This is a genomic window from Streptomyces sp. NPDC001270 (genome assembly GCF_042896695.1).
GTDB lineage: Bacteria > Actinomycetota > Actinomycetes > Streptomycetales > Streptomycetaceae > Streptomyces.
In genome coordinates this window covers 34,764-48,863 of sequence record NZ_JBIAXM010000003.1, presented here as the reverse complement: position 1 = coordinate 48,863, position 14,100 = coordinate 34,764, and the positions used below count along the sequence as shown (strand labels likewise).

The 14,100-nt window shown below is 72.6% G+C and carries 13 protein-coding genes; 7 read left to right on the top strand and 6 right to left on the bottom strand.

Features of this window, described 5'->3' with window-relative positions; all coding sequences use genetic code 11:
* The first annotated feature begins 25 nt into the window (after positions 1-25).
* Both ACFY2B_RS06575 and ACFY2B_RS06570 read left to right on the top strand, forming a co-directional pair.
* Positions 26-811: a glutamate racemase gene (locus tag ACFY2B_RS06575; RefSeq protein WP_390762033.1), complete on the top strand. Its 786-nt coding sequence runs from the start codon at positions 26-28 to the stop codon at positions 809-811.
* 115 nt (positions 812-926) lie between these two features.
* Positions 927-1,481, top strand: a complete 555-nt coding sequence (locus tag ACFY2B_RS06570; RefSeq protein ID WP_390762032.1) for a hypothetical protein — start codon at positions 927-929, stop codon at positions 1,479-1,481.
* Here the strand turns inward: ACFY2B_RS06570 and ACFY2B_RS06565 are convergent.
* Positions 1,459-2,493, bottom strand: a complete 1,035-nt coding sequence (locus ACFY2B_RS06565) for an O-antigen ligase family protein (RefSeq protein WP_390762343.1) — start codon at positions 2,491-2,493, stop codon at positions 1,459-1,461. The two genes, ACFY2B_RS06570 and ACFY2B_RS06565, sit on opposite strands and share 23 nt — an antisense overlap.
* A 455-nt stretch (positions 2,494-2,948) precedes the next feature.
* On the opposite strand from ACFY2B_RS06565, the gene lnt reads away from it, so the two are divergent.
* The 3 genes from lnt (at position 2,949) to ACFY2B_RS06550 (ending at position 5,963) form a co-directional block, all read left to right on the top strand.
* Positions 2,949-4,559, top strand: a complete 1,611-nt coding sequence (gene lnt / locus ACFY2B_RS06560) for an apolipoprotein N-acyltransferase (RefSeq protein WP_390762031.1) — start codon at positions 2,949-2,951, stop codon at positions 4,557-4,559.
* Positions 4,560-4,628: 69 nt separating this feature from the next.
* The gene (locus ACFY2B_RS06555; RefSeq protein WP_389015711.1) at positions 4,629-5,108 is read left to right on the top strand and encodes an NUDIX domain-containing protein; all 480 of its coding nucleotides are present in this window, start codon (positions 4,629-4,631) and stop codon (positions 5,106-5,108) included.
* 54 nt (positions 5,109-5,162) lie between these two features.
* Complete coding sequence (locus ACFY2B_RS06550; RefSeq protein WP_390762030.1) at positions 5,163-5,963, top strand: 3-hydroxybutyrate dehydrogenase; 801 nt, start codon at positions 5,163-5,165, stop codon at positions 5,961-5,963.
* 226 nt (positions 5,964-6,189) lie between these two features.
* Here the strand turns inward: ACFY2B_RS06550 and ACFY2B_RS06545 are convergent, their stop codons facing one another.
* Complete coding sequence (locus ACFY2B_RS06545) at positions 6,190-7,581, bottom strand: MFS transporter (RefSeq protein WP_390762029.1); 1,392 nt, start codon at positions 7,579-7,581, stop codon at positions 6,190-6,192.
* Positions 7,582-8,029: 448 nt separating this feature from the next.
* Here ACFY2B_RS06545 and ACFY2B_RS06540 point away from each other — a divergent pair, with 448 nt between their 5' ends.
* Both ACFY2B_RS06540 and ACFY2B_RS06535 read left to right on the top strand, forming a co-directional pair.
* Entirely contained in the window at positions 8,030-8,443 is a 414-nt protein-coding gene (locus ACFY2B_RS06540; protein WP_390762028.1) for a hypothetical protein, read from the top strand.
* Positions 8,444-8,660: 217 nt separating this feature from the next.
* Complete coding sequence (locus ACFY2B_RS06535; RefSeq protein ID WP_390762027.1) at positions 8,661-9,581, top strand: LysR family transcriptional regulator; 921 nt, start codon at positions 8,661-8,663, stop codon at positions 9,579-9,581.
* Positions 9,582-9,694: 113 nt separating this feature from the next.
* Here the strand turns inward: ACFY2B_RS06535 and ACFY2B_RS06530 are convergent, their stop codons facing one another.
* The 4 genes from ACFY2B_RS06530 to ACFY2B_RS06515 all read right to left on the bottom strand — a co-directional run bounded on the left by ACFY2B_RS06530 (position 9,695) and on the right by ACFY2B_RS06515 (position 14,051).
* Positions 9,695-11,092, bottom strand: a complete 1,398-nt coding sequence (locus ACFY2B_RS06530) for a glutamate decarboxylase (RefSeq protein WP_390762026.1) — start codon at positions 11,090-11,092, stop codon at positions 9,695-9,697.
* A 295-nt stretch (positions 11,093-11,387) separates the two neighbouring features.
* Positions 11,388-11,804 (bottom strand): hypothetical protein, encoded by a 417-nt coding sequence (locus tag ACFY2B_RS06525; RefSeq protein WP_390762025.1) that lies wholly within the window; start codon positions 11,802-11,804, stop codon positions 11,388-11,390.
* Positions 11,805-12,243: 439 nt separating this feature from the next.
* A complete protein-coding gene (locus ACFY2B_RS06520) occupies positions 12,244-12,924 on the bottom strand; it encodes a response regulator (protein ID WP_390762024.1) in 681 nt (226 codons plus the stop codon).
* Positions 12,921-14,051, bottom strand: a complete 1,131-nt coding sequence (locus ACFY2B_RS06515) for a sensor histidine kinase (RefSeq protein WP_390762023.1) — start codon at positions 14,049-14,051, stop codon at positions 12,921-12,923. The genes ACFY2B_RS06520 and ACFY2B_RS06515 overlap by 4 nt, the downstream gene beginning before the upstream one ends.
* Positions 14,052-14,100 lie beyond the last annotated feature (49 nt).

Genomic DNA, 14,100 nt, shown 5'->3' with positions numbered 1-14,100 from the left:
GGCAGCCATCCTCTATGGTGGCCGCGTGAAGATCGCGCTCATGGACTCCGGAATCGGCCTCCTGGCGGCCACTGCCGCGGTGTGGCGGCTGCGGCCCGACGCGGATCTCGTCCTCTCCCTCGACCCCGACGGCATGCCCTGGGGACCGCGCACCCCCGAGGACCTCACCGGGCGCGCCCTGGCCGTGGCCGAGGCCGCCGCCGCGTACCGCCCCGACGTCCTCGTCGTCGGCTGCAACACGGCGACCGTGCACGCGCTGCCCGCCCTGCGGGCCCGCCTGGAACCCGGCATCCCGGTGATCGGCACCGTCCCGGCGATCAAGCCGGCTGCGGCCGGCGGCGGTCCCGTGGCGATCTGGGCCACACCCGCCACCACCGGCAGCCCCTACCAGCGCGGACTCATCGAGGATTTCGCCGACGGCGTACCGGTCGCCGAGGTGCCGTGCTGGGGACTCGCCGAGGCCGTCGAGCACGCGGACGAGTCGGCCATCGACGCCGCCGTCGCCGCCGCCGCCGAACTGACCCCGCACGACGTGACGACCGTCGTCCTGGGCTGTACCCACTACGAACTGGTCGCGGAGCGCATCCGCACGGCCCTGCAGCGTTCCGCCACCGCGCCACTGGTCCTGCACGGCAGCGCCGGCGCGGTGGCCGCCCAGACGCTGCGCCGGATCGCCGAACCGCCCGCGCCCGAGGCCCCGGCCACAGGCACCGTGACGGTGCTGCTGAGCGGCCGCGCGGGCGGACTGCCCGCAGCCGCGTTGCACTACGCCGAGGGCCGTCTCCTGGTGGCCGCGAGCGCCGCCCGCTGACCGCCGCGACCGGCGCCCGGCACGGGCCCGATCCGGGATCGGTCTCCCGGCACCCGGCGCAGTCACGCTGCGCAACACGTTACCCGCGCAGCGAAACCTTAGTAACCTCGTACTCATGCAGGACCACTCGCACGACGAGGTCACCGCCGACGCCTTCCACACCGAGGTATGGACCGGCCGGGCAACCAACCGGGTCCAGTGGCTGCTCGCGCTCGTCGGCGCGGCCTGCATGGCGCTCGGCATCGAACTCGCCCTGGAATCCGCCTGGACCTCCGGCATCGTTCCGCTTGCCATGTCCGTAGTCGGCTGTATCGCCGCCGGGCTGCTGGTCCTCTTCGGCACCCTCGCGTTCGTGCACGTCGATCTGCGGCTGGACGGGAATTCCCTTGAGGTGCGCTGCGGCCACATCGGGCTGCCGCGCCGCCGCATCCCGCTCAGCCATGTCGCCGGCGCCGAGTTCGCGCCGCACGTCACACCGCGTCACTGGGGCGGCTGGGGCTATCGCTGGCGGCCCGAGAAGGGCACCGCGGTCGTGGTGCGCCGTGGCGAGGGCGTGGTGCTCCGGCTGTGGGACGGCCACACGTTCACGATCACCGTGGACAACGCGGAGTCCGCGGTCCGGGTGATCAAGGCCCGGCTGCGGACGATCACACCGGGCACCGCTCACTGACACCGTCTCCGCCCGGCGAACCCGCGGATCCGCCGACGTCTCCGTCCCCGGGTTCCGGGGCGTCCCCGGGCAGCGGATGGGCGGTGGCCAGCCCCGCCAGCAGCCCCGCGCCCGCCGACACCGTGGTGAAGCTCAGCGCGTTGCCGACCGCCGCGACCACCGCCAGCGCGGTCAGGGCCGCACCCGCGGTCAGCGCGACCGGCGCGGTCCGGGACGCGCGCCACAACGCGTACAACACCCAGCAGAACACCGCCACCAGCAGGGCCGCGCCGGTGAGTCCCTGCTCAGCCGCCTGCTGGAGCGGCGCCGAGTGCGGCCTGGCGTCGGGCGGTGCCGTCGGCGACAGGACGGCACCGTGCTCGCCGAAGCGGCCCGGTCCCGTGCCGAGCGCCGGGTTCCGGCGGGCGAGGCACAGGGCGTCCCGCCACAGCCGTACGCGGTCCGTGGTCAGCAGGGACTCCATCAGGGCGGCAGGACCGGCCGGCAGGACGTTGCCCGCGACGGCCCAGGTCACCCCGGTGACCAGCGCCGCCACCAGGCCCAGGCCCAGGATGCCCCGGCCGCGGTGCCGAGTCCGGCCGGCCGCGAGCGACCACAGCAGGACGCCCGCGCTCAGCACGCACCCGGCGGCCGATCCCACGGCGGCACCGGTCAGCACGATCACCGCGGCCGACAGCCGCAGGGCGATCCGCAGCCCCGGAACGGCCGTGGCCCAGGCGGCGCAGCACACCGCTCCGGTGGCCAGGGCCAGCAGCGCGGCCGTGGCCCCGGCATGACCGGGCGGGGCGTCGAACCGGAGACCCGGCGGTGGAGCCGGCACGGCCACCGCGAGACCCAGCCCGGCCAGCGCCGCGGCGCAGGGCGCGGCGACCGGCAGCAGCGCCCCCGCGATCCGGCCCGAGGCGTAGCCGGCGGTCACGGCGAGCACCGCGAGCAGGACACCCTCGGGGCGGCCGTCGTGTGCCGCGGCGGCGATCAGGGACCACGCCGCGCAGGCCCCCAGCACCGTGATGCCCAGGACATCAGAAACGTTTCGTCTGTCGCTGTCCGCATCCGCATCCGATCCGGACGCGGATGTCAGCCCTGTCGTCCCCACCCCGTAGCCCCCCGTACCCGGTCCCCCGACCAGTGGCCGACCCCGTGCGGCGGACCGGGACCGGCCGTACCACACGGGCTCCGGCACACCGTAACGGCTGCCGGCCGCCGTACGCACGGGGCGTGCGACAACAGGACCGTGCGTACGCACGGGGCGGTGTGCGGCAAGGCCGCGGTCCGCCGCACGAGCGGTGTGACGGCGAGGTGCCGCGGTCGCGCGCGGCGGTGCGGCAGCAGGGCCGTGCGTACCCCTTTGGACGGTGTCACGGACAAGGTCATGCGTACGCAGCGGGCCTCCGGCGACGAGGACGGGCGCGGCGGTCCCACGGGCCGCGCTGTCGGCCTCAAAGTCACCCGCCGTACACTCCCGGGGTGACCGTCACCACAACTTCCGTGGACCGGCCGGACCGGCTCCGACCAGGGCAGGCGCGGACGCGCCGCGCCAGGTTGCTGCGTCTGGTCCCGGCCGTCGTCTCGGCGCTCTGTGGAGTGCTGCTCTACGCCAGCTTTCCTCCGCGCACGTTGTGGTGGTGGCTCGCCCTGCCCGCCTTCGCGGGCTTCGCGTGGGTGCTGCGCGGGCGCGGCTGGAAGGCGGCCCTCGGCCTCGGCTACCTCTTCGGCCTCGGTTTCCTGCTGCCGCTGCTCGTGTGGACCGGCGTGGAGGTCGGCCCCGGGCCCTGGCTCGCCCTGGTCGCCGTGGAGGCGGTCTTCATCGCGCTGGTCGGGGTCGGGATCGCCGCGGTCTCGAAACTGCCCGGCGGGCCGGTGTGGGCGGCAGCCGTGTGGGTGGCGGGCGAGGCGGTACGCGCGCGCGTACCCTTCCACGGCTTCCCCTGGGGCAAGATCGCGTTCGGCCAGGCGGACGGTGTCTTCCTGCCGCTCGCCGCGGTCGGCGGCACGCCCGTGCTCGGCTTCGCCGTGGTCCTGTGCGGATTCGGCCTGTACGAGGCCGCACACCTCGCCGCCGAGGGACGGCGCACCCGTGCGGTCCGCACGGGCGCGGCCGCGGCGGCCCTGCTGAGCGTGGCGGTCCCGGTGGTGGGAGCGCTGGCCGCCCGGGCGCTGGTGAGCGACAAGGCCGAGGACGGCACGGCGACCGTCGCCGTCGTCCAGGGCAATGTGCCGCGCTCCGGCCTGGAGTTCAACGCGCAGCGGCGGGCCGTGCTCGACTACCACGCGCGGGAGACCGAGAAACTGGCCGCCGACGTCAGGGCGGGCAAGGTCGCACGGCCCGACTTCGTGCTGTGGCCGGAGAACTCCGCCGACGTCGACCCCTTCGCCTACCCCGACGCGGCCGCCGTCATCGACAAGGCGGTCAAGGCGATCGGCGTGCCCATCTCCGTCGGCGCGGTCATCGAACGGGACGGCAAGCTGCTCAACGAGCAGATCCTGTGGGACCCGGTCAAGGGCCCCACACAGACGTACGACAAGCGGCAGATCCAGCCGTTCGGCGAGTACCTCCCGCTGCGCTCGCTCCTCGGCGCGATCAACGACAACTGGACCTCGATGGTCCGCCAGGACTTCAGCCGGGGCAGCGAACCGGGTGTCTTCGACATCGACGGCACCAAGGTCGGCCTCGCGACCTGCTACGAGGCCGCGTTCGACTGGGCCGTGCGGGACACCGTGACCCACGGCGCGCAGATGATCTCCGTACCGAGCAACAACGCGACCTTCGACCGCAGCGAGATGACCTACCAGCAGCTCGCCATGTCCCGGATCCGCGCCGTCGAGCACAGCCGGACCGTGACCGTGCCGGTGACCAGCGGCGTCAGCGCGATCATCATGCCGGACGGCAGGATCACCCAGAGGACCGGCATGTTCGTCCCCGGCTACCTGGTCCAGAAGATCCCGCTGCGCTCCTCCGAGACACCCGCCACCCGGCTGGGCATCCTGCCCGAGATGGCCCTCGTGCTGGTCGCCGCGGGCGGCCTCGGCTGGGCGATCGGGGCAGGTGTGCGCGCCCGGCACACCCGTACGGCGTAGCGCCCCGCCCCGTGGTCCGCCCGTTCCTCGCGCGCGAGGAACACGACCGGCTCCATTAGGGTCGGGTCCATGGGTACTCCTGACTTCATCCGGACCATCCGGGCCTCGGCGGGCCATCAGCTGCTGTGGCTGCCGGGTGTCAGCGCCGTCGTCCTGGACGACCGCGGCAGGATCCTGCTCGGCCGGCGCGCGGACAACCACAAGTGGGCGGTCCCCTCGGGCATCCCGGACCCCGGCGAGCAGCCGGCCGCCTGCGCCGTGCGGGAGGTGTACGAGGAGACGGCCGTCCGATGCGTCCCGGAGCGGGTCGTGATGGTGAAGTCCGGCGAGCCGGTCACCTTCGGCAACGGCGACATCTGCCAGTTCATGGACATCACCCTCCGCTGCCGGGCCGTCGGCGGCGAGGCACGGGTCAACGACGACGAGTCCCTGGAGGTCGGCTGGTTCGAGGTGGACGCGATGCCGACGATGAACGAACGGCAGCTCTTCCGGATCAAGCAGGCCCTGTCCGATGAGCCCACATGGTTCGTCCCCACGAGTTCTGACTGAAGTATGGGGCGGGACCATATGTGGCCCGGTCGAGGGGCTGCCTAGGGTCGGGGTATGACCTCGTACGACACCTTGCCCGGCCCCTCCGCCCCCTCACTCGACCTCACCGGCCGCACTGCCCTCGTCACCGGTGCGGCGGGCGGCATCGGCGGCGCCTGTGCGCTGCGGCTGGCGGCGGCCGGGGCCGAGGTGAGGGCCGTCGACCGGGACGCGGCCGGGCTGGACGCACTCGCGGGAGCGGCCGGTGAGCTGGCCGGATCGGTCGAACCGCAGGTCCTGGACCTCACCGATCTGGAAGCCGCCGAGCGCGTCGCCGCAGGCACCGACATCCTGGTCAACAACGCCGGGCTCCAGCTGGTGCGCCCCATCGAGGAGTTCCCGCCCGATGTCTTCCACACCGTGCTGACCGTGATGCTGGAGGCCCCGTTCCGGCTCATCCGAGGCGCCCTGCCGCACATGTACGGTCAGGGCTGGGGCCGCATCGTCAACATCTCCTCCGTCCACGGTCTGCGCGCCTCCGCCTACAAGTCGGCCTACGTGTCCGCCAAACACGGTCTGGAGGGCCTGTCCAAGACGGCCGCCCTGGAGGGCGCAGCCCACGGTGTCACCTCGAACTGTGTGAACCCGGGGTATGTGCGCACCCCCCTGGTCGAGAAGCAACTCGCCGACCAGGCACGGGCCCACGGCGTTTCCGAGGAACGTGTGCTGTCCGAGGTGCTCCTCCAGGACAGCGCCGTCAAACGGCTCATCGAACCCGACGAGGTCGCCGAGGCCGTCGCCTATCTGTGCGGCCCGCACACCACCTTCGTCACCGGTACCTCGCTGGTGCTCGACGGGGGCTGGACCGCCCACTGACCGGCCGGACGACCACGGGCCGGGAAGTTTTCCACAGGCCGAACGCGACCGGCGGACCGTGCGGGATCCTGTGACCATGTCCCGCCACCACCCGCACTCCGCCCCGCGCCCCGCCACCGCCGCCGGACTCCCGGCCGGTGCCGCCCCCCGCCGCTCACTGCTCGGCACGGACGTCGGCGTCGCCGTGCGCCGACGGCGGTACGGGGCCGCTGTGAGAGCCGCGGGGTCACCCCCCGCGGTTGCCCTCCGCCCGGCCCCTGGCCTGCTCCCCGTCCGCCGCGGTCTCGGGGCCGATCTCGGCGAGGTCCCGGTGCCGGGTCTCCTCGGCCAGGGCGACGGCCACCAGGGTCAGCACGGCGGCCGCGATCACGTACAGCGCGATCGGTGTGGAGCCGCCGTACTCGGAGAGCAGCGCGGTGGCGATCAGCGGTGCGGGCGCACCGGCCGCGACCGAGGCGAACTGGGCACCGATCGAGGCACCGGAATAGCGCATCCGGGTCGCGAACATCTCGGAGAAGAACGCGGCCTGCGGCGCGTACATCGCCCCGTGCAGCACCAGACCCACGGTCACGGCCAGGATCAGATTGCCGAACGAGGCCGTGTCGGCCAGGGAGAAGAACGGGAACACCCACAGACCGGTCCCGGCCGCACCCAGCAGATACACGGGCCGGCGCCCGATCCGGTCCGACAGCGCGCCCCAGGCCGGAATGACCGCGAAGTGCACGGCGGAGCCGATGAGCACGGCGTTCAGCGCCGTCTGTTGGGAGGCGCCGGCCGAGGTCGTGGCGTAGACGAGGACGAAGGCGGTGATCACGTAGTAGCTGATGTTCTCCGCCATGCGGGCGCCCATCGCCACCAGGACGTCGCGCCAGTGGCGCCGCAGTACGGCGACGAGCGGCAGTTGCTCGGGATCGGCGGCCTCGGTCACCTTGCGGGCCTCGGCCCGTGCCAACGCCTCCCGGAACACGGGTGATTCGTCGACGGACAGCCGAATCCACAGACCGACGGCGACCAGCACGCCCGAGAGCAGGAACGGGATCCGCCAGCCCCAGCCGGCGAACGAGGCGTCCGACAGCAGGGCGGTGAGCAGCGACAGCACACCCGTCGCCAGCAACTGCCCGGCCGGCGCTCCGGTCTGCGGCCACGAGGACCAGAACCCACGGCGCCGGGCGTCCCCGTGCTCGGACACCAGCAGTACGGCACCGCCCCATTCGCCGCCGAGGGCGAACCCCTGGACGAGCCGCAGCGCGGTCAGCAGCACGGGCGCGGCGGTCCCGACGCTCGCGTGCGTGGGCAACAGACCGATGGCAAAGGTCGCCGCACCCATCAGCAGCAGACTGAGCACCAACAGCCGCTTGCGGCCCAGCCGGTCCCCGTAGTGCCCGAACACCAGGGCGCCCAGAGGCCGCGCTGCGAACCCGACCGCGTACGTGAGGAAGGAGAGCAGGGTGCCGACGACGGGGTCGGAGTCCGGAAAGAACAACTTGTTGAAGACGAGCGCGGCGGCCGAGCCGTACAGAAAGAAGTCGTACCACTCGATGGTGGTGCCGACGAGGCTGGCGGCGACGATGCGTTTGAGGTCGGTCGGTGCGGGCGGAGCGGTCGAGGGGGAGGACATCGGTACCACTTCCTGGCGTTCGACGGGGACGTCCGTGTGTCGCCACACCGTAGGAACGTGCAGGTCAGAGGCGTATGTGGTGGGACACCATAGTTCTTGGTGCGGGAGTGCGCGTGCCCACCATGGGCCGGTGCCCGGCCTCCTCGACGGCCTGGCGAGCCGCCGGAAGCCGGTGGGCGCGGTCCGTGTCGTGGCTGCGCGGGCCGACTCGGGGTCCGTCAGTTGTCCTTCCTGGCCTTCCGCATGGGAGGGGTATGACCCGGATCACACCACGTAGGAGCCGGATGAGGGCATGCGGGAGGCCCGGCGTTGGTTGTAAGCGGTGTCTCCGACAACGGATCGGAGGTAGCGAGCCGCCCTCGGCGTCGATGCAACGCCCCGTGACGACCCACTTCCCACATTCACGTGTGGTTCCGCATGCCTGCGGAGCCCAGGAGGTGTTCACGAGATGGCTGTCAGCCCTCGCTACGCGCTCAACACCGTCGCCGTCATCGCCGGCGGATTCCTCGCTGTGTCCTCTTTCGCCTTCTCCGCCCATGTCGCCGGCTGGATCGCCTTCGGGGTGTCCACGGGCGTCGCGGTCGCGGGTGCCGCCGCCGCGGTCTTCGCCCGCCGCGCCTCGGCGAAGGCCGGGCACGCCGTGCTCGCGGTGGTCGGTCTGTGGTCCCTGATCGCTGCCCTGGCCTTCCACGGCACCGCGCAGACCTGGCTCGTCTTCGCGGACGCCGTCGCCCTCGCCGTCGCGGCCCTCGGTGACCTGACGGCCCATGAGCTGAGCACCGAACACGTCGTGCACGCCCTGGAGGTGCGCTCCGCCGGCACCAGCGGCACCGCGGTCCACACCGACGGCATCGCCGCCTGACACACCACCGCGGCACGACAAGGGGACCTCCCCCCAGGAGGTCCCCTTCCGGCTGCCCCGGTGCGGGCCCGGGGGGATCTTCCGGCGGGTTCGCCGGTCCTCGGAGAGTGTCTGCGGCAGCTCCGCCGGCCTCTGAGAACACCTGGTGTGACGTGCGCCGAAGCATCGCTCCCATGCGGTCGGCGAATTTCTCGCAAAGGTGGTATGCGTAGCTGTCATGGAGATTCGTGATCTCTCGCTCACCGCCCTGAGGGTCTTCCGGGCGGTCGCCGAGCAAGGCACCTTCACCGCGGCGGCCGTCTCACTCGGGTACACGCAGTCGGCGGTCTCCCGGCAGATCGCGGCGATCGAACGCGCCGCGGGGACGTCCGTTCTGGAGCGGCGGCGGGACGGGGTGCGGCTGACCGCCGCGGGGCACCTCGTCCTCCGCCGCGCCACGGCCGCGCTCGACGAGATCGACCGCATGGCCCGGGAGGTGTCCGGTCTCCCCGACCAGGGCGGCACCGTCCGGGTGGGCTGGCTGCCGAGCACGGGCGCGGTCCTGGTCCCCCTAGCGATCACCGCCCTGCGGGCCTCGCATCCGGCCATTACGGTGGTCACCCGTGAGGGAAGCACACCCGCCCTGGCCAGGGCCCTGCGCACCAGCAGCGTCGACCTCGCGCTCATCAGCTCCGCGCCCCCGTTCCGGCCGCTGGACGGACAGTCGCCGCCCCTGGAGTGCCAGACCCTGACGGAGCGCAGCCTGTACCTGGCGCTGCCCGTCTCCCATCCGCTCTCCCGCCGTGACTACGTCGACGTCACCGACCTGCGCGGGCAGCAGTGGATCGCGGCACCTTCCGGGGAGGACCGGCTCATGGGGGTCTGGCCGGGCCTGGACGAGCGGCCCGCGATCGTCCACTCCGCCCGGGACTGGCTGGCCAAGCTGCACCTGGTCGCCGCCGGATGCGGGCTGACCACGGTGTCCGCGGGGATCGCCCGGGCGGTGCCCGAAGGGGTGTGCGTCCGGCCCGTACGCGGCGGACCGCAGGAACAGCGCAGGCTCCTTCTGGCCAGGCTGCCCGGTCCGATGCCAGAGGCCGTCGCCCGGGTCGGCGAGGCACTGAGAGCCGCGGCACTGGAGACGGACCTCGATTCCTGACGCGGCTCCTCCGCGTGCCCGGGGCGGGCCACGGCGGCTCGCCCCTTCCGTCCGTCAGGTCCCGGACGGGCCGCGGGACACGGGCTCAGGCCGAGGAGCCGCGGGACACGGGCTCAGGCCGAGGAACTGAGGACCGGTGTGTGCCCGCGCGGATCGGGCACCCTGAGGTGCGCGGTGACCTGGGACAGGTCGGAGATGAACAGGTGGGCCAGTTCGGCCGTGAAGCCGGTGCGTACCACCAGGCGCAGGACGGACACGTCCTGACAGGGTGCGGGGAAGGTGTAGGCGGGCAGGTGCCAGCCGCGTGCGCGCATCGCCTCGGACACGTCGAAGACCGTGAAGTCGGTGGTGCCGGGGGTGAGCCGGAAGGCGAAGGCGGGGAGGTCGGAGCCGTCCGTGACCAGTTCGTACGGCGGCAGTGCGCGGATCTGCGCGGCCAGCGAGCGGGCCGTCGTACGGCTCTGGCGCGCCAGGTTGCGCAGTCCCTCGAAGCCGTACCGCAGGAAGTTGTAGTACTGCGCGACGACATGGGCGCCGGGACGGGAGAAGTTGAGGGTGAACGTCGGGGACTTGCCGCCGAGGTAGTCCACCTCGAAGACGAGGTCGTCGGGGAGGGCTTCGGCGTCCCGCCACAGGGCCCAGCCGAGGCCGGGGAAGACATGGCCGTACTTGTGCCCGGAGGCGTTGACGGAGGCGACGCGTTCGAGCTGGAAGTCCCACATCAGGCCGGGGTCGAGGAACGGCGCCACCAGTGCGCCGGAGGCGCCGTCGACATGGACGGGGATGTCGGTGCCGGTGGCCGTCTGGTAGCCGTCGAGGGCCAGGCAGATGTCCGCGACGGGCTCGTAGGACCCGTCGAACGTGGAACCCAGGACGGTCACCACGCCGATGGTGTTGTCGTCGCAGTACGCGGTCAGGGTGTCGGGTGTGAGGTGGTAGCGGCCCGGTTCCATCGGGACGTAACGGGGTTCCACCTCGAAGTAGTTGGCGAACTTCTTCCAGCACACCTGGACGTTCGCGCCCATCACGAGGTTCGGGCGGGTGACGTCCTTGCCCTGGGCGCGGCGGCGGGTCTGCCAGCGGCGCTTGAGCGCGAGACCGCCGAGCATGGCCGCCTCGCTGGAGCCGGTGGTGGAGCAGCCGCGCACCAGTTCCGGGCGCGGCGCGTGCCAGAGCCGGGCGAGCATCTGGACGCAGCGCTCCTCCATGGCGGTGATCTGCGGGTACTCGGCACGGTCCGCGAGGTTCTTCTCCGCGGTCTCGGCCATGAGTTGCCGCGCCTCGGGTTCCATCCATGTCGTGACGAAGGTGGCGAGGTTGAGCCGGGCGTTCCCGTCGAGCATCAGCTCGTCGCGCACGCGGCGGGACACCGCGTCCGGTGACGATTCCGCCGCGGGCAGTTCCTCGACCGGCACGAGCAGCGTGCCGACGGGCTGGGGAGCGGCGCAGGGGGAGACGAGGAGGGGGTCAAGGTCTGCTTCCGGCAAGAGGCCGGTATCCGGAATGGGCATGGGTGCCTGGTGGCCTTTCTGGTCCTGGTGCGGCCCGCGTACATTCCGGACGTTAGATCTCTTCGCGGCCCGGCATCCGCGCCGATTACCCCGATCTAGTGAGCGATTTGCGGAGTGATGAACCGGATTTTCCTCTTGTGACAACCGGTCATGGGTTCACCGTGGCATTGCCGGTGCCCCGCAGGGTGTTGCGGCGGGCCGGTCCCTCCCCGCGGACCGGCCGCCGTCACACGGGGTGACAGCGGCCGGCGTACGGGTACGGATCCGGCTCGGCCGAAAACCGCCCCGGCGGGGGCTACTTGACGGTCACGGTGACGCTCGGGGAGTGCGTACCGCCGGACGCCACGCGGTAGTGCTGGGTGCCCTTGGCGGTGGGACGGGTGCTGACGGAGTACATGTCGCCCTGCTTGACCGTGCTGCGGCCGGGGACGGTGGTCCACTTCCCGTTCTTGTCCTGCTGCAACGTCACCTCGGCGCCGACCTTCAGACCGGTGGTACGGCCGGTGATCCGGACCTCCTCGCCCGGCTTCACGCTGGCCGGACTGACCTCGGCCGTGAGCGAGGTGCGCTGGGCGGCTGTGGCCCGGGTCAGGTCGGTTCCCGGGCTCGGCGTCGCGGCCTGGGCCGCGGTCGAGCCGGCGGAGACCAGCGCCACCGTCAGGGCGCCGGTGGCCATCGTCCGGAGGGTACGGCTGCGGTAGGTGAAGGTCATGGTGACTCCCGTTGGTCGACGGATGCCCCCCTGGGCCGGGCATGGGCCGTTGGGGCCATGCCACGCCTCCATCAGAGTGAACCTGGTGGTCCGTCACGGCATCTCGGTCCGGGCGCGACGGGTGTCGCAGGAGACGCCTCGGGTATGCGTCGCCGCAGGTGGGACGACTGTTACCGACCCTGGGTCACTTATTTTTCTTTTACCTTCGGGTGCGTTGCCACAGACGACGTCCGGCAGCACCCCAAGGGCCCCGGAAGGACCGGCGGACGGGCCGCACTCCGCGACGGGCCGGCCCGGCGTTCCCCGCCGCGCGGAGTCGGCGGCCGGGCCGGTCCGCCGAGGCGTGCCGTCGGCCGGTCCACCAGTGCGTTCCGCCGGGTCGCCGGGCGGCCGGCCGGTGTCGCAGGTCGGGTCACGCCGCCCCGTGTCGCAGGGCGGGTCACGCCAGCCCGTGCCGTCGGGCGTACAGCGCCGCCGCGGTCCGGTCGCGCGAGCCCGTCTTGGCGAAGATACGGTTGATGTGCGTCTTCACGGTGTTGCCGCTCAGAAACAGCCGGTCGGCGATCTCCGCGTTGTTCAGGCCGCGCGCGATCAGCGTGAGGATCTCGGACTCCCGGGGGGTCAGCCCGTCCGGCAGTTCCTTCGTCGCGCCGCCCCCGGCGTCGTCCCGTGGCGGTTCGTCGGTGCCGGCGGCGGCCAGCAGCGCCTCCTGCACCTGGGGGTGCAGCACGGACAGCCCCGCCACGGCGCTGTGCAGCGTGCTGACGATGTGCATCCGGTCGGAGTCCTTGGTCAGATAGCTGCGCGCACCCGCCCGCAGGGTGTCGAGGATCGACCGGTCGTCGGCGTACGTGGTGAGCACGACGATGGCGACCTCCGGGTGCTCGGCCGTCAGCCGGCGCGTGGTCTCCACACCGTCGAGCACCGGCATGCGCAGATCCAGCAGGATCGCGTCGGGCCGCAGCCGCGCCACCAGCTCCAGGGCCTCCGCGCCGTCGGCGGCGGAGCCGACCACGTCCACCTCCGGCAGCAGGTCCAGCATCAGCGACAGCCCCTCGCGCACGCTGGCCTGGTCGTCGGCCACGACGATCCGCAGCGGTGCGTGCTCCGGCCCGGTCATCGCGGCACCCGGGCGATCACGGCCCAGCCGGTGCCCCGCACCGGACCGGAGGTGAGGGTCCCGCCCAGCAGCAGCAGCCGCTCCCGCATGCCGGTGAGCCCGTAGCCGCCGTCCACGGTCGCGAATCCGGAGGCCGCGCCCGCGCCGAGCGGATTGGCGACACGCAGGACCACGTCGGCGTCCTCGTAGGTCAGGGTGAGGGTCGGGGGCTGGCGCGGGGCGTGCTTGGCCGCGTTGGTGAGGGACTCCTGCGCGGTACGGATCAGAGCGAGCGTCTGCTCGGGCGACAGCGGCACGGGCGTACCGTCCACGCGCAGCGCCACCGGAGTGTGATGGCGCTGCTCATGGGTGGTGGCGAGCGCGGCGAGTTCCGCCTCCAGGGGCCTGCTGTCGGCCCGCAGCGCGTGCACCGCGCGACGGGTCTCGGCCAGGCCCTCCGCGGCGAGCTGCTGGGCGACGGACAGGGCATGGTCCGCGCGGGCCGGGTCCGGGCGGTCGGCGAGCAGGGCACGCGCCGCCTGGACCTGGATGCCCAGGGCACCGAGCGAATGCGCCAGCACGTCGTGGATCTCCCGGGCGATCCGGGCACGCTCGTCCAGAACGGCACTGCGCTGCTGCTCCGCCCGCAGTTCCTCGGCCTGCGCCAGCAGGGTCGCGTTCTGCTCGGCCCACACCCGGTAGGCGCGCCGGTTCAGGCCGACCAGCAGGCCCACCGCGAGCAGCAGCATCACCCCGATCGCCCTCTCGGGACCGGCGTCGCCGACCAGGGCACCGGTGGTCACGGCCAGGATGCCCGCCGTGAACACCGCCCACCCCGACACCAGCCGCGGCTCGGTGCCCGCGTCCATCGTGGCGACCACGGCGAGGGCGCCCAGCGATGTCGACCCGTCCAGGACGCACGCCGCGCCGGAGACGACGGTGATCAGACCGAGCACGAGGGGCACCGTCCAGGCCGCGTGCGGACGCTGTTCGAGGAGCACCCACAGCGCCATCAGCACCCCGCACAGGGCATAGGCGACGGCCGCGGAGATCAGGGCCCACTGCTCCGGCCTGCCCCGCAGGAAGACATCCAGCCCGACCAGTACGAAGGTCGCGACCCTCGCCAGCCAGGAGGCGGTGCGCAGCACAGCCTCACCTTAACGGGATCGGGCGGCCCGGTGACGGGTGCGGCGATGG

What these genes read in the sequence shown, in the direction of transcription:
- ACFY2B_RS06530 (WP_390762026.1), bottom strand. Translation starts at nt 11,092, where the DNA reads ATGCCCATTCCGGATACCGGCCTCTTGCCGGAAGCAGACCTTGACCCC.
- ACFY2B_RS06535 (WP_390762027.1), top strand. Translation starts at nt 8,661, where the DNA reads ATGGAGATTCGTGATCTCTCGCTCACCGCCCTGAGGGTCTTCCGGGCG.
- ACFY2B_RS06555 (WP_389015711.1), top strand. Translation starts at nt 4,629, where the DNA reads ATGGGTACTCCTGACTTCATCCGGACCATCCGGGCCTCGGCGGGCCAT.
- ACFY2B_RS06545 (WP_390762029.1), bottom strand. Translation starts at nt 7,581, where the DNA reads ATGTCCTCCCCCTCGACCGCTCCGCCCGCACCGACCGACCTCAAACGC.
- ACFY2B_RS06570 (WP_390762032.1), top strand. Translation starts at nt 927, where the DNA reads ATGCAGGACCACTCGCACGACGAGGTCACCGCCGACGCCTTCCACACC.
- ACFY2B_RS06550 (WP_390762030.1), top strand. Translation starts at nt 5,163, where the DNA reads ATGACCTCGTACGACACCTTGCCCGGCCCCTCCGCCCCCTCACTCGAC.
- ACFY2B_RS06520 (WP_390762024.1), bottom strand. Translation starts at nt 12,924, where the DNA reads ATGACCGGGCCGGAGCACGCACCGCTGCGGATCGTCGTGGCCGACGAC.
- ACFY2B_RS06540 (WP_390762028.1), top strand. Translation starts at nt 8,030, where the DNA reads ATGGCTGTCAGCCCTCGCTACGCGCTCAACACCGTCGCCGTCATCGCC.
- ACFY2B_RS06525 (WP_390762025.1), bottom strand. Translation starts at nt 11,804, where the DNA reads ATGACCTTCACCTACCGCAGCCGTACCCTCCGGACGATGGCCACCGGC.